This window comes from Plantibacter sp. (assembly GCF_059073635.1).
Map to the genome: position 1 here is coordinate 187,119 of NZ_JCACOF010000008.1, position 17,576 is coordinate 204,694.

14 protein-coding genes and 1 pseudogene are annotated in these 17,576 nt (G+C 70.7%); 8 read left to right on the plus strand and 7 right to left on the minus strand.

Annotated features, from left to right (window positions below; genetic code table 11):
• The first annotated feature begins 41 nt into the window (after positions 1–41).
• The 4 genes from AC5JOC_RS08115 to AC5JOC_RS08130 all read left to right on the plus strand — a co-directional run bounded on the left by AC5JOC_RS08115 (position 42) and on the right by AC5JOC_RS08130 (position 3,807).
• Positions 42–500, plus strand: coding sequence for a MarR family winged helix-turn-helix transcriptional regulator (locus tag AC5JOC_RS08115; protein ID WP_137242863.1), 459 nt, complete (start codon positions 42–44; stop codon positions 498–500).
• Between the two features lie 157 nt (positions 501–657).
• On the plus strand, positions 658–1,623 hold the full coding sequence (locus tag AC5JOC_RS08120; RefSeq protein ID WP_494246078.1) for a DMT family transporter: 966 nt from the start codon (positions 658–660) through the stop codon (positions 1,621–1,623).
• Between the two features lie 58 nt (positions 1,624–1,681).
• On the plus strand, positions 1,682–2,482 hold the full coding sequence (locus AC5JOC_RS08125; RefSeq protein ID WP_138945810.1) for a carbon-nitrogen hydrolase family protein: 801 nt from the start codon (positions 1,682–1,684) through the stop codon (positions 2,480–2,482).
• Complete coding sequence (locus AC5JOC_RS08130; RefSeq protein WP_192018904.1) at positions 2,479–3,807, plus strand: M20/M25/M40 family metallo-hydrolase; 1,329 nt, start codon at positions 2,479–2,481, stop codon at positions 3,805–3,807. Before AC5JOC_RS08125 ends, AC5JOC_RS08130 begins: the two co-directional genes overlap by 4 nt.
• Positions 3,808–4,057: 250 nt before the next feature.
• On the opposite strand, the gene AC5JOC_RS08135 is transcribed toward AC5JOC_RS08130, so the two are convergent.
• Positions 4,058–4,765 carry an NUDIX domain-containing protein gene (locus AC5JOC_RS08135; RefSeq protein ID WP_079704412.1) on the minus strand — a complete coding sequence of 236 codons (708 nt, stop codon included), beginning with the start codon at positions 4,763–4,765 and terminating at the stop codon, positions 4,058–4,060.
• A gap of 505 nt (positions 4,766–5,270) precedes the next feature.
• On the opposite strand from AC5JOC_RS08135, the gene AC5JOC_RS08140 reads away from it, so the two are divergent.
• Positions 5,271–6,383 carry a glycoside hydrolase family 30 protein gene (locus tag AC5JOC_RS08140; RefSeq protein WP_494246081.1) on the plus strand — a complete coding sequence of 371 codons (1,113 nt, stop codon included), beginning with the start codon at positions 5,271–5,273 and terminating at the stop codon, positions 6,381–6,383.
• An 83-nt stretch (positions 6,384–6,466) separates the two neighbouring features.
• A complete protein-coding gene (locus AC5JOC_RS08145) occupies positions 6,467–7,036 on the plus strand; it encodes a dihydrofolate reductase family protein (RefSeq protein ID WP_079704414.1) in 570 nt (189 codons plus the stop codon).
• A 197-nt stretch (positions 7,037–7,233) separates the two neighbouring features.
• On the opposite strand, the gene AC5JOC_RS08150 is transcribed toward AC5JOC_RS08145, so the two are convergent.
• Genes AC5JOC_RS08150 through AC5JOC_RS08160 form a run of 3 tightly spaced genes read right to left on the minus strand, consistent with a single transcriptional unit; the run spans position 7,234 to position 9,826 of the window.
• Complete coding sequence (locus AC5JOC_RS08150) at positions 7,234–8,406, minus strand: acetyl-CoA C-acyltransferase (protein WP_079704415.1); 1,173 nt, start codon at positions 8,404–8,406, stop codon at positions 7,234–7,236.
• Positions 8,403–9,095, minus strand: coding sequence for a 3-oxoacid CoA-transferase subunit B (locus tag AC5JOC_RS08155; protein ID WP_430892827.1), 693 nt, complete (start codon positions 9,093–9,095; stop codon positions 8,403–8,405). Before AC5JOC_RS08155 ends, AC5JOC_RS08150 begins: the two co-directional genes overlap by 4 nt.
• Positions 9,096–9,100: 5 nt before the next feature.
• Positions 9,101–9,826 carry a CoA transferase subunit A gene (locus AC5JOC_RS08160; protein ID WP_085511404.1) on the minus strand — a complete coding sequence of 242 codons (726 nt, stop codon included), beginning with the start codon at positions 9,824–9,826 and terminating at the stop codon, positions 9,101–9,103.
• Positions 9,827–9,986: 160 nt separating this feature from the next.
• Here AC5JOC_RS08160 and AC5JOC_RS08165 point away from each other — a divergent pair, with 160 nt between their 5' ends.
• Complete coding sequence (locus AC5JOC_RS08165; protein WP_426738942.1) at positions 9,987–10,772, plus strand: IclR family transcriptional regulator; 786 nt, start codon at positions 9,987–9,989, stop codon at positions 10,770–10,772.
• 155 nt (positions 10,773–10,927) lie between these two features.
• Here the strand turns inward: AC5JOC_RS08165 and AC5JOC_RS08170 are convergent, their stop codons facing one another.
• Positions 10,928–11,797 carry an aldo/keto reductase gene (locus tag AC5JOC_RS08170; protein ID WP_192004060.1) on the minus strand — a complete coding sequence of 290 codons (870 nt, stop codon included), beginning with the start codon at positions 11,795–11,797 and terminating at the stop codon, positions 10,928–10,930.
• A 107-nt stretch (positions 11,798–11,904) separates the two neighbouring features.
• A complete protein-coding gene (locus AC5JOC_RS08175) occupies positions 11,905–12,795 on the minus strand; it encodes a LysR family transcriptional regulator (RefSeq protein ID WP_071262156.1) in 891 nt (296 codons plus the stop codon).
• Between the two features lie 89 nt (positions 12,796–12,884).
• Between AC5JOC_RS08175 and AC5JOC_RS08180 the strand changes: the two are divergent.
• Positions 12,885–16,359, plus strand: a pseudogene (locus AC5JOC_RS08180) (bifunctional proline dehydrogenase/L-glutamate gamma-semialdehyde dehydrogenase).
• A gap of 208 nt (positions 16,360–16,567) precedes the next feature.
• Here AC5JOC_RS08180 and AC5JOC_RS08185 read toward each other — a convergent pair.
• Positions 16,568–17,572, minus strand: coding sequence for an aldo/keto reductase (locus AC5JOC_RS08185; RefSeq protein WP_494246360.1), 1,005 nt, complete (start codon positions 17,570–17,572; stop codon positions 16,568–16,570).
• Positions 17,573–17,576 lie beyond the last annotated feature (4 nt).

Here is a 17,576-nt window from a genome sequence, read left to right on the forward strand (position 1 = left end):
GTCTGCAATCAATTGATCGATGTTCGAACCGAGGAGTCCCGATGGGCATCGCCGACGACGCTGTTGAGATCCGCGCGCAGGGGTGGCGGACGCTCGCCGCCCTGTACGGATCGATCGAGTCCGATCTGGAACGCGCGCTGCAGGCCGAGGCCCGGCTCTCCGTGGTCGAGTACACCGTGCTCGACGCCCTGGGGCGCCAGGACGGCTGGCACATGCGCATGCAGCAGCTCGCCCGCGCGACGGCCCTGTCGCCGAGCGCCACCACCCGGCTCGTCAACCGCCTCGAGGACCGCGCGCTCCTCACCCGCGTGCTGTGCGCCGACGACCGACGAGGGGTCTACACCGAGCTCACGGCGGCCGGGAAGGCGCTGCTCGAGGAGGCCCGACCGGTGCACGACCGCGCCCTCGAGGAGTCGCTCACCACCGCGGAGTCGCTCCCGGAACTCGCGCCGCTCGTGGAGGCGATCCACCGGCTGGAGCCCGTCGCCACCACCGTCTGACCGACCGGACCGTTCTCAGGAGAACTCCGGCGCGTCGCCCGGGGAGCAGGGCGGCGTGCCGGAGGAGTCCTGAGACAAGGACGTCCGCGTCGCAGAACGGTGCACGCGCGCGTCGGTGGGTGATGCCAAGCTGAGTCGTCCGACTCGAGGGAGCACGATGAGCGCCGCAGCACCGAACACCCGTGTCACCGCGCTCGTCGCACCAGGGTCCCGCAGGGTGCTGGGCGCCTATCTCGGTGCCGCGCTCATCTGGGGTGCCAGCTTCCTCTTCATGAAGACCGGCCTGACCGGGCTCGCTCCGGCGCAGGTCGCCCTGTCCCGCGTGGTGCTCGGCGCCCTGACGCTCTGCATCATCATGCTCGTCACCCGACGCCGCTGGCCGCGAGAGCGTCGGCTCTGGGCGCACCTCGCCGTCGTCTCCGTCTTCCTCTGCGTCGCCCCGTTCCTCCTGTTCTCCTGGGCGGGACAGTTCCTGCCGTCCGGCCTGTCGAGCATCCTCAACGCGACCACGCCGATCATGACGCTCGCCGTCGGCGCCGTGTTCCTCCCGAAGGAACGGCTGAACGGCCTGCAGGTGTTCGGCATCTTCGTCGGCGCCCTCGGCGTCGCGATCGTCGTCGGCCCCTGGCGCGTCCTGGCCGACCCGGCGATCCTCGAGTCCATCCCGGCTCAGCTCGCCTGCCTCGGCGCGACCCTCTGCTACGGCATCGCCTTCGTCTACCTCCGGAAGTTCGTCCTCGGCACCCACAGCTACGACGCGGTCGTCATCTCCGCCGTGGAGATCTCGCTCGCCGCCGTCATCATGCTCGTGCTCTCGCCGTTCATCGCGATGCAGCCGGTGTCGCTCGACGCCCCGGTCGTCCTCAGCATGCTCGCCCTGGGAGCACTCGGTACCGGCGTCGCCTACATCTGGATGACGACGATCGTCGACTCCTGGGGCCCGACGGCGGCGTCCACCGTCACGTACCTCACGCCCCTCGTCGGTGTCGTCCTCGGCATCCTCGTGCTCGGTGAGATCCTGCACTGGAACGAGCCGGTCGGCGGCGTGATCGTCGTGCTCGGCATCCTCGTGAGCCAGGGCCGGCTCCGGCTCCGGCGGCGCACGCCCCCACTCTCGGCATAGGGTGGCTGGACGGCCGCGCGCTGACGGTCGCGGCCCTTCCCACGGAACGAGGTTTCACATGCGCATCGCATCCGGGCAGTTCTCCGCCGGAACGGACATCGACGAGAACCTCGCCAGCGTGGTCGCCCTGCTCGGTGAGGCCGCGGCGGGTGGCGCCGAACTGCTCGTGCTGCCGGAGATGAGCAGCTACGCCACCTCGGAGCCGCCGAGCGCGCTCGCCGCGATCGCCCAACCACTCGACGGACCCTTCATCACGGGTGTCGCCGCCGCAGCCGCCGCGCGCTCCCTCCCGACGGTCGTCGGCACCATCGAGGAGAACCCCGGCGGGTTGCCCTACAACACGCTCGTGGCGATCGACGCCGAGGGGGACATCACTGCGACGTACCGGAAGGTGCACCTCTACGACGCCTTCGGGTACGCGGAGAGCGACGGCATCTCGGCCGGCGAGCTCACCGAACCGTTCGTCCTCGAGCTCGGCGACCTCCGCATCGGTGCCTTCACCTGCTACGACCTCCGCTTCCCGGAGAGCGCGCGGCGTCTCATCGACGCCGGCGCCAACGTCATCCTGCTGCCCGCGATGTGGATCGTCGGCCCCGGCAAGGAGGACGCCTGGACGACCCTCGTGCGCGCCCGGGCCATCGAGAACACCGCCTACGTCGTGAGCGCCAACCAGACCGGCCCGCTCGCCACCGGGAACTCGATCATCGTCGACCCGGCCGGCGTCGTCATCGCCGCCGCCGGCGAGGCGCCCGGGGTGGTCTTCGCCGAGCTCGATCCGGCGCGACTCGACGCCGTCCGTGCGCGGGTGCCCTCGCTCGCCAACCGCCGGTTCACCGTGGTCCCGCGGACCGCCGAATGAGCGTGGGCGAGCGCGTGAGCGACCCGGTCGGTCTCTCGGAGGTCGTCTCCATCACGCGCGACCTCATCCGGATCGACACCTCGAACTACGGCGGCGGGCGTGCCGTCGGCGAGTCCCGCGCGGCCGACCTCGTCGAACGCCTGCTCGGTGAGGTCGGGATCGTGTGCGAGCGCTTCGAGGCCGAGCCCGGCAGGACGAACCTCGTGGCACGGTGGCCAGGTCGTGACCGCACCCTGCCCGGCCTCCTGCTGCACGGGCACCTCGACGTCGTCCCGGTCGACGCGGCCGCGTGGACGGTCGACCCGTTCGGTGGCGAGATCGCCGACGGCATGCTGTGGGGCCGCGGTGCCGTCGACATGAAGAACATGGTGGCGATGATCGTCGCGTCGGTCCGGCGCATGGTGACGGCGGGGGAGCAGCCCGAGCGAGACGTCGTCCTGGCGTTCTTCGCCGATGAGGAGGCCGGGTGCGTCCTCGGCTCGCAGTGGATGGTGGAGCACCACCCGGAGCAGTTCGCCGGCGTCCGCGACGCGATCAGCGAGGGCGGCGGGTACAGCGTCACCCTCGGCGAACGAGCCGACACCCGCGCCTACCTGCTCAACACCGGCGAGAAGGGCGTGCTCTGGTTGCGACTGACCGCCCACGGTGCCGCCGGTCACGCCTCGCTCGCGAGTCAGGATTCGGCGATCGTCAAGCTCGCCGCCGCGGTCGGCCGGATCGGCGCGCTCGACTGGCCGGTGTCGTTCACCGAGACCACGACGCACCTGTTCCAGCGGCTGCGTGAACTGACCGGAGCGTCCTCCGAGCTGTCGCCGTTCGAACTCGCCGCGCTCGTCGGCCCGAGTGCGTCGCGGCTGCGCGCCGGCCTGCAGAACGTGGCGAACGTCACCATGATCTCCGGCGGGTACAAGGAGAACGTGATCCCCGAGTCCGCGACCGCGACGGTCGACGCCCGGTTCCTGCCCGGCCAGCGGGACGAGGTCATCGCGCGCATCCGCGAGGCGGCGGGCGAGGGGGTCGACGTCGAGGTCCAGCTGGAACTCATCGCGATGGAGTCGCCGAACGACGGCGAGCTCGTCTCGGTGATCGAAGCGGTCATCGAGCGGCACGATCCCGGTGCGACCGTGCTCCCGCACCTCATCCCCGGCGGCACCGACGCGAAGGCGCTCAGCCGACTCGGCATCACGGGGTACGGGTTCATCCCGCTCCGGCTGCCGGCGGACTTCGACTTCCCCGGGATGTTCCACGGTGTCGACGAACGTGTGCCGCTCGACGCGCTCGACTTCGGCTGCGCGGTGCTCACGGACATCATCCGCTCGGCCTGAGCTGACGCATGCCGGTCCCTGAGCCTGTCGAAGGGCGGTGGCGGGCTCGGTCGGGGCACCCTTCGACAAGCTCAGGGACCGGCGCTTCGCTCAGGGACGGCGCTTCGCTCAGGGACCGGCGCTTCGCTCAGGGACCGGCGCTTCGCTCAGGGACCGGGGGGCCGACCGGTGTTCGGGTTCGCCGATCGGCCACCCGGAGTCGGGTGGCACGGTGTTCTGGCGAGCTCGGAGTCCGGGAGTCTCCGCGGTACTAGCGTGCGGGCGGAACAGGCGTCGGTGCCGTCGCGAACGGGCCGGAGAGCCTCGCCCACTGCAGCAGCATGATGGTCTTCGCGTCGATGATGTCGTCGCCGATGCGCGCGATCGCGTCGTCGATGTCGAGTTCGAGGAGTTCGATCTCCTCGCCCTCCTCGGCGAGCCCGCCCCAGTCGCCGCGACGCGCAGCGGGGTCGTACTCGGCCGCGTAGAAGTGCAGGCGCTCGGTCACGGAGCCGGGGCTCATGAAGGCGTCGAACACATGCTGGACGGCCTCGACCGCGAACCCGGTCTCCTCGCGGGCCTCACGGGCGACCGCCGTCTCAGGATCGTCGTCGTCGAGCAGGCCGGCGGCGGTCTCGATGAGCTCGCCGGTCGGGTGTCCGTTGACGTACGCCGGGTAGCGGAACTGCCTGGTGAGCAGGACCTTCCGGGAGTCACCGTGGTAGAGCAGGATGGTCGCGCCGTTGCCGCGGTCGTAGGTCTCGCGCTGCTGCGTCGACCATGCGCCTGAGCGGTCCTGGACCCGCAGGGTCGTCCGGCGGAGGACGTGCCAGGCGGCGGCGACCAGTTCCACGTCGGTCACCTGGACGCGCGGGTTGCCGGTGAGGTCGAGGCCGGTCCGGTGCAGGCCGGTGCGCCCGCGGGCGTCGGGGAGGTCTGCTCCGGGTTGCGGCTCCCGGACCGTCGTGGAATCGGCCATCCATCGAGTGTACGACCGCCTGCGAACGGCATACCAGCGGGGTGTCCCGGGTGCGCCGCTCGGGTGAGCCCTGCTGTGCGCCGCGTCCGATGGTGAATGACGACTGCTCTTCGGTTTTCGCGGGTTCTGCAACATACTGGTGGGAGCACCGGTCGCGGTCCACGGAGGACCCCCGTCGAAAGGCACTCGATGACGAGCAGCAGTCCCGCCAGCAGCCCCGTCGCCAGCGGAGGCACCACGCCTTCAGCGCGGTCGGTCAGCTGGGTCGTGACCACCCAGGACGCACCCTGGCAGGAGCAGGAGCCCCTCGGGTTCGGACGACTCGCGGGGATGCCGAACGTCATGGTCGACGTGATGAACCCCCGGCAGACCGTCGACGGCATCGGCGGGTGCTTCAACGAACTCGGCTGGACGGCGCTCGGGCTCCTCTCTGAGGAGGACCGCGAGGGCATCCTGTGCCGACCTCTTCACGCCGGGCGCTGGACTGAACCTCTCGCTCTGCCGCATGCCCGTCGGCGCCAACGACTTCTCCACCGACTGGTACTCCTACGACGAGGTCGACGGCGACTTCGACCTCGAGCACTTCAGCATCGACCACGACCGCGCGACGCTCGTCCCCTTCATCCAGGCGGCGCAGCGGTACCGGGGCGACCTGCGTCTCTGGGCGTCGCCGTGGAGCCCGCCCACCTGGATGAAGACGAACGGGCACTACGCGGCTGCACGCCCCTGGGCGGGATCAGACGTCGACAACGGCATCCGTGACGACCAGCTGGGCTCCGAGGGGACCGATCTGTTCATCCTCGAAGACCGCTACCTCGAGACCTACGCCCGGTACTTCGCCCGCTTCGTCGAGGCCTACGGCGAGGAGGGCATCCGCGTCGAGATGGTCATGCCGCAGAACGAGTTCAATTCGGCGCAGGTGTTCCCGAGCTGCGTGTGGACGGCCGAGGGGCTCGCGCGGTTCATCGCCGTCCTCGGCCCGGAGATGGACCGTCTCGGAGTGCGGGTCTTCCTCGGCACGCAGGAGCGGCCGCACGACGCGCAGATCGAGACCGTGCTCCGGGATCCGGCGGCCGGCCCGTGGGTCGCCGGAGTCGGCTTCCAGTGGGCCGGCAAGGGCGCGATCGCCGCCGTGCATCACGCCCACCCCGACCTCGCGCTCTACCAGACCGAGCAGGAGTGCGGCGACGGACGGAACGACTGGCGCTTCGTGCGACACACCTGGGGACTCATGCGCCACTTCTTCACGAACGGCGCGCAGGCCTACACGTACTGGAACCTCGCACTCACGGAGGGTGGCGTCAGCCGCTGGGGCTGGGCGCAGAACTCGCTCGTCGTCGTGGACCCCGAGACCCGGACCTTCCGATACACCCACGAGTACTTCCTCATGCGGCACCTGGGGCACTTCCTGCAGCCGGGGGCACAGCGGCTCGCGACGATGAGCTGGACCGGGCACGAGAACCTGCTCGCCTTCCGCAACCCGGACGGCGGCGTCGTGCTCGTGATGCAGAACGACCTCGGCGAACCGCTCCCCGTGCAGATCGTGGTGGGCGACGACGTCATCACGCCGACCCTGCCGGCAGACTCCTTCGCGACGCTCGTCATCCCGCCCGCCTGACCGTCGGTGCCGGAGCCACCCCTTGTGGGCGGTCGCCTCTGCGGCCTAGCCTCTCGCGTACCGGCACTGGCGACGGAGGACACATGGGCAGGCTCATCTACTCGGCGATCAGCTCGCTCGACGGCTACCTCGCCGATGAGGAGGGCCGCTTCGACTGGAGCGCCCCGGACGCCGAGGTGCACGCCTTCGTGAACGAGCTCTCCCGGCCGATCGGCACCTACCTGTTCGGCCGGCGGATGTACGAGATCATGACGTTCTGGGAGACGGCGGACGAGCTGCCGGACGAGCCCCGCGAGATCGCGGACTTCGCGGCTCTGTGGCTCGCTGCCGACAAGGTCGTGTACTCGACGTCGCTCGACGCGGTCTCGACGGCCCGGACGACGCTCGAGCGATCGTTCGATCCGGAGGCCGTGCGCCGGTGGAAGGCGGAATCGGACCGCGACCTCAGCGTCGGCGGCCCACACCTCGCAGCCGAGGCGATCGCCGCGGGGCTCGTCGACGAGGTGCAGTTGTTCCTCTCGCCGGTGATCGTCGGCGGCGGCTTGCGTGCACTGCCGGCCAACCTCCGGCGGCGTCTGGAACTCGTCGACGAGCGTCGCTTCGAGGCCGGCGTCGTCCACCTCCGCTACACCGTCACCGGCGAGCCCGTCTGAGTCGGCAGCGCGGCCAGCTCGCCCCGCGCACAACTCCTGCTCCTCCGAGGCGGTGATCCCCGCCCGCGCGCACAACTCCTGCTTGGAGCCGTGCGGCTCACCCGACACGCCGGGGCGTGCGGCGACGCGGCGCGATCAGCAGGAGTTGCGCACGGGCGGGGATCGGTGCCGAGCGTCAAGCAGGAGTTACGGACGGGTCAGACGGCCTCGAGGATGATCGCGGAGCCCTGGCCGCCGCCACCGCAGATGCCGGCGGCACCGATCGAACCCGAGCCGGCGGCGGCGAGGCGCCGGGCGAGGTGCCCGACGATCCGGGTGCCGGAGGCGCCGATCGGGTGACCGAGGGCGATCGCGCCGCCGTTCGCGTTGACGATCGCAGGATCGACCCCGAGTTCGTCGGTCGAGTGGACCGACACGGCGGCGAACGCCTCGTTGATCTCGACCGCTGCGAGGTCGCCCGTCGTGTGGGAGGTCTTCGCGAGGGCGGCGACGATCGCGTTCGACGGCTGGGCGTGCAGGCTCACATCGGGTCCGGCGACGAGCGCGTGCGCGACGACCCGGGCGATCGGGGTGAGTCCCCGGGCTGCAGCCGCCTCCTCGCTCATGAGCACGACCGCGGCCGCTCCGTCGGTGATCTGGGAGGAGTTGCCCGCGGTGATCGTGCCCTCGCCGCCGAACGCGGGACGCAGCCCGGCCAGCGACTCGGCGGTGGTGTCGGCGCGGAGTCCGTCGTCGGCGCTCACGACCGTCGGACCCTTGCGCCCCGGCACGGAGAAGGGTTCGATCTCCTCGGCCTGGACGTCCGCCGCTGCCGCGAGCCGCTGGTGCGACCCGGCCGCCCAGGCGTCCTGCTCCGGGCGTGCGATGCCGAGTGAGCCGTTGCGCTCCTCGGTGGACGACCCCATCGACCGGTGCTCGAACGCATCGGTCAGGCCGTCGTGATCGAGGGTGTCGACGAGCTCGATGGCGCCGTAGCGCTTGCCGGCGCGCGAGCCCGACCAGGCGTGCGGGGCGAGGCTCATCGACTCCTGGCCGAGCGCGACGACGACGTCGACCTCGCCGGCGTCGATGAGACGCGTGCCGGTGACGATCGCCTCCATGCCGGAGAGGCACACGGCGTTGACGGTGATGGCGGGGACGGTGAAGGGGATGTCGGCCCCGACGGCGGACTGCCGGGCGGGGTTCTGGCCGGCGGCGCCCTGCAGCACCTGGCCGGCGATGACCTGCTGCACGTCGGCGGCGTCGACTCCTGCCCGGGACAGGGCCGCGCGGATGGCGTGGGCGCCGAGCTCGGTGGCCGGCACGGACGCGAACGCCCCGTTGAACTTCACGAACGGGGTGCGGGCGTACCCGACGATGACGGTGCTCATGCGTGTGCCTCCTGAGGCGTGGCGGGTGCGGTCGGCACCTCGCCGGTGGTGGTGGGGTCGAGTTCGACGGAGAACTCCGCGCCTGTCAGGGTGCGCAGCTCGGCGACGCTCGTGTCGGGCGCGAAGGCCCGCAGGACGAGCGCCCCCTCGACGATATCGAAGACGGCGCGGTCGCTGATGATCCGGTCGACGACACCGACACCGGTGAGTGGGAGATCGCACCGCTCGACGATCTTCGGGCTGCCGTCCTTCGCGACGTGCTCGGTGACGACCACCACCCGCGGGGTCCCGGCGACGAGGTCCATCGCGCCGCCCATCCCCTTGACGAGCTTGCCCGGGATCGTCCAGTTCGCGAGGTCGCCCGCACCCGAGACCTGGAGTGCGCCGAGGATGGCCAGCTGCACGTGGCCGCCGCGGATCATGCCGAACGACATCGCCGAGTCGAAGTAGCTCCCGCCCTCGAGGAGCGTGACCGTCTGCTTCCCGGCGTTGATGAGGTCGGCGTCCTCCTCGCCCTCGATCGGGAACGGACCCATGCCGAGGAGGCCGTTCTCGCTCTGGAGGGTCACGTGCACCCCCGGCGGGACGTGGTTCGCGACGAGCGTGGGGATGCCGATGCCGAGGTTCACGTACTCGCCGTCGCGGAGTTCGGTCGCCGCGATCGCGGCCATGTCGTCTCTCGTCCACATGATGATCAGGCTCCTGCCGGTGTCGTGGTGGCGGCCGCCGGACGGACGGTGCGCTGTTCGATGTCCTTCACCCGCGGCGTCGCCGTGACGAGGCGCTGGACGAAGATGCCGGGGGTGACGACGGTGTTCGGATCGAGGTAGCCGTCCTCGACGACCTCCTCGGCCTCGGCGATCGTCAGCCGGCCGGCGGTCGCGACGATCGGGTTGAAGTTCCGAGCGGTGTGCCGGAAGACGAGGTTGCCCTCGCGGTCGGCGCGGAACGCGTGCACGAGGGCCACGTCGGCGACGATGCCGCGCTCGAGGACGTAGGTCTCCCCGTCGAACACCTCCGTCGGCTTGCCCTCCGCGACCGGGGTGCCGACGCCGGTCTTCGTGTAGAACCCGGCGATACCGGCGCCGCCCGCGCGCAGCCGCTCGGCGAGCGTGCCCTGCGGGGTGAACTCGACCTCGAGCTCACCGTCGAGGAACTGCTTGGCGAAGAGCTTGTTCTCGCCCACGTACGACGCGACGACCTTCCGCACCTGTCGGTTCTCGAGGAGGATGCCGAGGCCCTTGCCGTCGACGCCCATGTTGTTGGAGACGATCGTGAGGTCGGTGGCACCCGTGTCCCGGAGGGCCTCGATGAGGTCGGTCGGGTTGCCGCTCAGGCCGAACCCGCCGACCGCGATGGTCGCTCCGTCCCGGACGACCTCGTGCAACGCCTCGGCGGCGCTCGACCAGTGTTTCGTCATGTCACTCCCTTGTGGATGGCGGGCCGGCCTGACCACATGGTGGCACTGGCCGCTCGTCTCTCCTGTAGTCAGTCACAGCCGTCCTGCGGTGTCAAAGGTGGCATGGGGCCCGATCCCGGATTCGCTCATGACGTGGTCCCGGCTGCGGCGTAGGCTCACCATGTGGACAAACTGGGGGTACGACGTGGCTGAGGGGATGCGCGGCGCCCAGGTCGTCTCGCGCGTGAGCCGGATCCTGAAGATCGTGTCGGAGCATCCCGGTGGTGCGTCGTCTTCGGCGGTGGCCGCGGCCGCCGGGCTCACCCGGCCGACGGCGCACCGCCTGCTCGCCTCGCTCGCCGCCGAAGGCTTCCTCGACCACGACGTCCGCGCCGCCCGGTGGCACCTCGGCCCGGAGCTGTTCCTCCTCGGATCGCTCGCGGCGGAGCGGTACGACGTCGCCGAGCTCGCCCGGGAGAGCGTGCGGATCCTCGCGCACGAGAGCGGCGAGAGCGCCTTCCTCTCGGTGCGTCGCGGCTTCGAGACCGTGTGTCTGCTGCGCGAGGAGGGGAGTTTCCCGGTGCGGTCGTTCGTCCTGACCGAGGGTGTCCGCTTCCCGCTGGGGGTCGCGTCGGCGGGACTGGCGATCCTCGCGTTCTCGAGCGACGAGGAGATCGACGACTACCTGGGTCGCGCCGACCTCGTCGAGCGGTGGGGTGGGGCCCACGCCGCCGACCGCGTGCGCGAGCGGATCCGCGAGACGCGCGAGCGCGGGTACGCGGTGAACCCGGCGCTCATCCTCGAGGGCAGCTGGGGCATGGGCGCGGCGGTCTTCGATGCGGCGGGGAAGCCCGCCTGGGCGCTCAGTCTCACCGGGATCGAGTCCCGGTTCCGGCCTGAGCGCCAGGCGTTCCTCGGTGGCCTGCTGCTGGAGCAGGCGCACGAGCTGTCGAAGCGGCTCCGCTGAGCCGGGTGGTCGGTCCCTGAGCTGCGCTGCACTTCGACAAGCTCAGTGACCGGGTGGCCGCTCCGTGACCGGCGGTGCGGTCCCTGAGCCTGTCGAAGGGCGCACTTCGACAAGCTCAGTGACCGGAAGGAAGCGTCAGTGACCGCGCGTCCGGGCTACTCCGAGACGGCGGACAGCTCCTCGAACTCGTCGTCGGTGAGCTCGATCGTCGCACCCTGCAGGTTGTCCTCGAGGTGCTCGATGCTCGACGTCCCCGGGATCGGGAGCATGACGGGCGAGCGCTTGAGCAGCCAGGCCAGCGCGAGCTGCGACGGGGTCGCGTCGTGTCGCTCGGCGAGCTGCGTGAGCGGGCCGTCCTCCTTGCTGAGGGCGCCGGTCGCCAGCGGGAACCACGGGATGAAGGCGACGCCGTGCTCGGTCGACCAGTCGAGGAGGTCCTCCGAGGAGCGGTCGGTGAGGTTGTAGAGGTTCTGCACCGACGCGATCGGAGCGATCTGCTGGGCCGCCTCGACCTCGGCGACGCTGACCTGGCTGAGGCCGATGTGTCGGATCTTGCCCTCGTCCTGCAGCTTGCGCAGCTCGCCGATCTGGTCCTCGAACGGCACGGTCGGGTCGATCCGGTGCAACTGCAGGAGGTCGATGCGGTCGACGGCGAGACGGCGGAGGCCGAGCTCGACCTGCTGGCGGAGGTAGGCGGGCACGCCGGTGGGCGTCCACTCGCCGGGACCCTGTCGCGTCTGGCCGACCTTCGTCGCGATCACGATGTCGTCGTAGGGGTGCAGCGCCTCGCGGAGGAGGGTGTCGGTGACGTCCGGACCGTAGGCGTCGGCGCTGTCGAAGAAGTTCACGCCGAGTTCGGCTGCGCGCTTGATCAGGCGGATGGCGCCGTCGCGGTCGTCGGGCTCGCCCCAGACGCCCTCGCCGGTCAGCTGCATGGTGCCGTAGCCGAGTCGGTTGACGGTGAGGTCGCCGCCGAGCGAGAAGGTGCCGGCGGCGGTTGCGGGGCGTGCGGTGGTGTCGGTCATGCGGGTGCTCCTTCGGAGGAATGCGGGAGTTCCAGCCAAGCACCGGCGGCTGGGAGGCGCACCCCCTTGCGCGCCGCGTTCGCTGGCAGCGTTCCCGCCCGTCCTGGCTAGGCCGCCGCGGCCTCGAGGGCGGCGCGGAAGGCGACGATCGCCGGGCGGGTGACGCCGGCCTCGCGCGCGGAGGTGAAGATGGTGCGTCGCGGGAGGTCGGGCAGGTCGACGAGGCGACAGCTGGCCGGCTCGCCCGCCCACTGGAGGTCGGGGATGAGGGCGACCGCGTTGCCGGACTCGATCAACCGGATCTGCGCCTGGAGGTCGGCGGTCTGGTAGCGGACGTCGGGCTCGAACCCCGCGCGGCGGCACAACTGCTCGGCGAAGTGGCGTGACGCCGCTCCGTGCGGCTCCATGACCCAGGGGAGGTCGGCCGCATCCTCGATGCGCAGCACCGGGTGGATCTCGTTCGCGACCGGCGGGCACGCGAGTCGGATCGGGTCGGTGGCGAGCTGACGGCGGTCGAGTCCGGGGTGCCGCGGGGCGGCGTGGGCGGGGTACTGCTCCGCGACGACGACGTCGAAGTCGCGCGCCCAGGTCTCGGCCAGTGCCGTCTCCGGTTCGTGCTGCACCATCTCGACGCGGACGTCCGGGTGGTCGCGGCGCATGGCGCTCAGGGCCGCCGGCATGAGTGCGAGCGCCGCCGACTGGAAGACCGCGACGCGGATGGTGCCCGACACGGTCGTGAGGGACGCCCCGAGGTCGGCCTCGGCGCGCTCGAGCGTGTCGAGGAGTGCGTCCGTGTGCCCCACGAGGATCTCGGCCTGCGGGGTGAGCTGCACCCGTCGACCGACCTTCCGCAGGAGCTCGACGCCGGTCTCCTGCTCGAGGACGGAGAGCTGCTGCGACACCGAGGAGGGGCTGAAGTTGAGGGCGGAAGCGACCTCGGCGATCGTCCCGCGGATCTTGAGTTCGCGCAGGAGGCGGAGCCGTCGGACGTCCAGCACGGTGCCCTCCAAAACCATCGGCTCAACCGATGAATATCGTTCGAAAACCTTCGCTGTATCTTATTGGTCTCGACGCCGATACTGGCACCATGACCGACACTCTTGCATCGACGCAGCAGCTCGACCGCGACGCCCTCGCCACCGAGGCCATCGCCCTCGTCCGCCGCTGGCTCCAGACGGCCTCGACGATCCCCGCCGACGCCTCCGCGCAGCAGCTCGCCGGTGTGTTGAAGGACCCGACCGGCCTCGAGTTCACGGTCGGCTTCGTCGACGGCGTCGTGCGTCCGGAGGACCTCCGCGTCGCGGCCCGCACCCTGCAGACGATCGCCCCGAAGGTGCCCGCGTTCCTCCCCTGGTACTTGAAGGCCGCCGTCCGCTGCGGCGGTGCGTTCGCCCCGATCCTGCCCGGCGTCGTCATCCCGATCTCCCGCAAGGTGCTCCGCAACATGGTCGGCCACCTCGTCGTCGACGCCACCGACAAGAAGCTCGGCCCCGCGATCGCGAAGATCAAGACGCCCGGCACCCGGCTCAACGTCAACCTGCTCGGCGAGGCCGTCCTCGGTACGGGTGAGGCGGCACGTCGTCTCGAGGGCACCCACAAGCTGCTCGCGCGCCCCGACGTCGACTACGTCTCCATCAAGGTCTCCTCCACCGTCAGCCCCCACTCGGTCTGGGCGTTCGACGAAGCCGTCGAGCACGTCGTCACGAGCCTCACCCCGCTGTTCGAGCGTGCCGCCAAAGCCACACCTGCGAAGTTCATCAACCTCGACATGGAGGAGTACAAGGACCTCGACCTCACCATCGCGGTCTTCACCAAGCTCCTCGACCTCCCGCAGTTCCGCGACCTCGAGGCCGGCATCGTCCTGCAGGCCTACCTGCCCGACGCCCTGTCCGCGATGATCCGCCTGCAGGAGTGGTCGGCCGGTCGCCGTGCCGCCGGTGGTGCCGGCATCAAGGTGCGCATCGTCAAGGGCGCCAACCTCCCCATGGAGCAGGTCGAGTCGTCGCTCCACGACTGGCCGCTCGCCACCTGGTCCACCAAGCAGGACTCCGACACCAACTACAAGCGCGTCGTCGAGTACGCCCTGCACCCCGACCGCATCGACAACGTGCGCATCGGCGTCGCGGGCCACAACCTCTTCGACATCGCCTTCGCCTGGCTGCTCGCCAAGCAGCGTGGTGTCGAGCGCGGCGTCGAGTTCGAGATGCTGCTCGGCATGGCTCAGGGCCAGGCCGAGGCCGTGAAGCGCGACGTCGGCGAGCTCCTGCTCTACACGCCGGTCGTGCACCCGCAGGAGTTCGACGTCGCCATCGCGTACCTCATCCGCCGCCTGGAGGAGGGCGCGAGCCAGGACAACTTCATGTCCGCCGTGTTCGAGCTGAGCGAGAACGAGACCCTCTTCGCCCGTGAGGAGCAGCGGTTCCTCGCGTCGCTCGCGGAGCTGGACACCACCGTCCCCGCGCCGAACCGGCAGCAGGACCGCACGAAGCCCGCCGAGGCCTCCCCGGTCGACGCGTTCGAGAACACCCCCGACACCGACCCCTCGCTCCCCGCGAACCGGGTCTGGGGACGCGACATCCTCACCCGCGTCACCGAGTCGCGGCTCGGGAACGACACCGTCGCCGCGTCCATCCTCGACAGCGTCGAAGCCCTCGACGCCGTCATCGACGGAGCGACCGCAGCGGGCGCCTCGTGGGGCTCGCTCTCCGGCGCCGAGCGTGCGGTCATCCTGCACCGCGCCGGCGACGTCCTCGAGCAGCGTCGTGCCGACCTCATGGAGGTCATGGCGTCGGAGACCGGCAAGACCCTCGACCAGTCCGACCCCGAGGTGTCCGAGGCGATCGACTTCGCCCACTACTACGCCGAGCGCGCCCGCGAGCTCGACCACGTGGACGGCGCGACCTTCACCCCCGCGAAGCTCACCGTCGTCACGCCGCCGTGGAACTTCCCCGTCGCCATCCCCGCCGGTTCGACCCTCGCGGCGCTCGCCGCCGGGTCGCCCGTCATCATCAAGCCCGCCCGTCAGGCTCGCCGCAGCGGCGCGGTCATGATCGAGGCGCTGTGGGAGGCCGGTGTGCCGCGCGAGGTGCTCCGCTTCGCGCAGCTGGCCGACAACTCGCTCGGAGAGCGCCTGATCGCCCACCCGGCGGTGGAGCGCGTCATCCTCACCGGTGGCTACGAGACGGCGGAGCTGTTCCGCTCCTTCCGTCCCGAGCTGCCGCTCCTCGCCGAGACGTCCGGCAAGAACGCGATCATCGTCACCCCGAGCGCCGACCTCGACCTCGCGGTGAAGGACGTCGTCGCGTCGGCCTTCGGTCACGCCGGCCAGAAGTGCTCGGCCGCGTCGCTCGTGATCCTCGTCGGTTCGGTCGCATCCTCGCGCCGCTTCCGTCACCAGCTCGTCGACGCCGTCACGTCGCTCAAGGTCGGCTACCCGGTCGACCCGACCACGCAGATGGGTCCGATCATCGAGCCGGCGAAGGGCAAGCTGCTCGGCGGCCTGACGACGCTCGGCTCCGGTGAGTCGTGGCTGGTCGAGCCGAAGCAGCTCGACGACAGCGGCAAGCTGTGGAGCCCCGGCGTGCGTGCCGGCGTCGCCCGCGGCTCCGAGTACCACCTCACCGAGTACTTCGGTCCGATCCTCGGTGATCATGACGGCCGAGACCCTCGAGGAGGCCATCGCCATCCAGAACGAGATCGACTACGGACTCACCGCCGGGCTGCACTCCCTGAACCCGGCCGAGCTGCGCCTCTGGCTCGACGGCATCCAGGCCGGCAACCTGTACGTGAACCGCGGCATCACCGGCGCGATCGTGCAGCGTCAGCCGTTCGGCGGTTGGAAGAAGTCCGCGGTCGGCGCGGGCACGAAGGCCGGTGGCCCGAACTACCTCATCGGCCTCGGCTCGTGGTCGAGCGCCGAGAGCACGGCTGAGCGCACCGTCGGTCGGTCGGCGGAGCGCCGTGGCCCGAAGCCCGCTGTCGCCTCGTTGCTGCGTGCCGCCGACGCGGTGCTCACCGCCGACGAGTTCGCGTTCCTGCGCCGGTCGGTTGCGAGCGACGCAGCCGCGTGGGCGGACGAGTTCGGGGTCGCGAAGGACGTGTCGAAGCTGACCGCCGAGCGCAACGTGTTCCGGTACGTGCCGCGTGAGGTCCACGTGCGTCTCGTGGACGGCGGTTCGGTCGCGGAGCTCCTCCGTGTCGTCGCCGCCGGTGCGACCGCGGGCGCGACCGTGCACGTGTCGTCCGCCGTCGCGCTGCCGCCGAAGCTCGTCCCGGCCGTCGAGGCCATCGCCGGTGGGATCACCGTCGAGAGCGAGGACCGCTGGTACGTGACCGCCGCCTCGCTCGTCGGGACGAAGGCCGGCGCGCGCGTCCGGATCATCGGTGGGACGACCGAGGGTGTCGCCCACGCGACCTCCGGCAGCCCCGACGTCGCGATCTACGCGGGCGACGTCACCGAGGCCGGCCGCATCGAGCTGCTGCCGTTCCTCCAGGAGCAGGCGGTCTCGATCACGGCGCACCGCTTCGGCACGCCGAACCACCTCTCGGACGACCTCATCTGACCCGAGCTCCGACGCGGTTCGCAACTCAGGAACGCCCCGGCGTGTCATCCCGACACGCCGGGGCGTTCTGCGCGACGCGCCGACATCCTCCTGAGTTGTGAACCTGTCTCAGGAGAACTCCGGCGGGTCGGGTGGGTGCGGGGGCGACGCGCCGGAGCTGTCCTGAGTGAGGGACAAGCGTGAAGGGGTCAGGCGAGGGGATGTGGCGTCAGCGGAGGGTGCCGTGGACGGCGAACTCGTCGATGCGGGCGAGTTCGGCGTCGTCGAAGTCCAGGCGGTGGATCGCCGCGTAGTTGCCCTCGAGCTGCTCGACCGAGCTGGCACCGATGATCGCCGACGTGACCGTGTCGCGACGCAGCACCCACGAGAGCGCCAGCTGCGCGAGCGTCTGGCCGCGTTCCTCGGCGATCGCCTGCAGGCCGCGGGCGCGCTCGAGGTAGGTGTCCGTGATCGACTCCTCGTTGAGGAAGTGGCTCGTCGCCGCACGCGAGTCCGACGGGACCGTCCCACCGAGGTAGCGGTCGGTCAGCATGCCCTGCGCGAGCGGGCTGAACACGACGGCACCGAGACCGAGGTCGTCGAGGGTGTCGAGCAGGCCGTCCTCGACCTCGCGGGAGAACATCGAGTAGCGGGGCTGGTGCACGAGCAGCGGGACACCGTGCTCACGAAGCGCGGCCGCCGCGGCGATGGTCTGCTCGGGGGAGTAGTTCGAGATGCCGGCGTACAGCGCCTTGCCCTGCTTGACCGCCGTCGCGAGCGCACCCATCGTCTCCTCGATCGGGGTCTCCGGGTCGGGGCGGTGCGAGTAGAAGACGTCGACGTACTCGACGCCGATACGGGCGAGGCTCTGGTCGAGCGAGGACAGCATGGTCTTGCGCGAGCCCCACTCGCCGTAGGGCCCCTGCCACATGGAGTAGCCGGCCTTCGAGGTGATGATGATCTCGTCACGGTGGGCGGCGAGGTCCTCGGCGAAGATGCGGCCGAAGGCGGTCTCGGCGGAACCCGCGGGTGGGCCGTAGTTGTTGGCGAGGTCGAAGTGGGTGATCCCGAGGTCGAAGGCGCGGCGCACGATGGCCCGCTGGACCTCGATGCTGCGGCCTTCGCCGAAGTTGTGCCAGAGACCGAGGGACAGCGCGGGGAGGCGCAGTCCGCTGCGGCCGACGCGGCGGTAGGTCATGTCGTCGTAACGGGTTTCGGCTGCTTCGTAGGGCATGGTC

Coding starts and splice junctions, on each gene's coding strand:
- AC5JOC_RS08115 (WP_137242863.1), top strand. CDS start 42: ATGGGCATCGCCGACGACGCTGTTGAGATCCGCGCGCAGGGGTGGCGG.
- AC5JOC_RS08120 (WP_494246078.1), top strand. CDS start 658: ATGAGCGCCGCAGCACCGAACACCCGTGTCACCGCGCTCGTCGCACCA.
- AC5JOC_RS08125 (WP_138945810.1), top strand. CDS start 1,682: ATGCGCATCGCATCCGGGCAGTTCTCCGCCGGAACGGACATCGACGAG.
- AC5JOC_RS08130 (WP_192018904.1), top strand. CDS start 2,479: ATGAGCGTGGGCGAGCGCGTGAGCGACCCGGTCGGTCTCTCGGAGGTC.
- AC5JOC_RS08135 (WP_079704412.1), bottom strand. CDS start 4,765: ATGGCCGATTCCACGACGGTCCGGGAGCCGCAACCCGGAGCAGACCTC.
- AC5JOC_RS08140 (WP_494246081.1), top strand. CDS start 5,271: ATGCCCGTCGGCGCCAACGACTTCTCCACCGACTGGTACTCCTACGAC.
- AC5JOC_RS08145 (WP_079704414.1), top strand. CDS start 6,467: ATGGGCAGGCTCATCTACTCGGCGATCAGCTCGCTCGACGGCTACCTC.
- AC5JOC_RS08150 (WP_079704415.1), bottom strand. CDS start 8,406: ATGAGCACCGTCATCGTCGGGTACGCCCGCACCCCGTTCGTGAAGTTC.
- AC5JOC_RS08155 (WP_430892827.1), bottom strand. CDS start 9,095: ATGTGGACGAGAGACGACATGGCCGCGATCGCGGCGACCGAACTCCGC.
- AC5JOC_RS08160 (WP_085511404.1), bottom strand. CDS start 9,826: ATGACGAAACACTGGTCGAGCGCCGCCGAGGCGTTGCACGAGGTCGTC.
- AC5JOC_RS08165 (WP_426738942.1), top strand. CDS start 9,987: ATGTGGACAAACTGGGGGTACGACGTGGCTGAGGGGATGCGCGGCGCC.
- AC5JOC_RS08170 (WP_192004060.1), bottom strand. CDS start 11,797: ATGACCGACACCACCGCACGCCCCGCAACCGCCGCCGGCACCTTCTCG.
- AC5JOC_RS08185 (WP_494246360.1), bottom strand. CDS start 17,572: ATGCCCTACGAAGCAGCCGAAACCCGTTACGACGACATGACCTACCGC.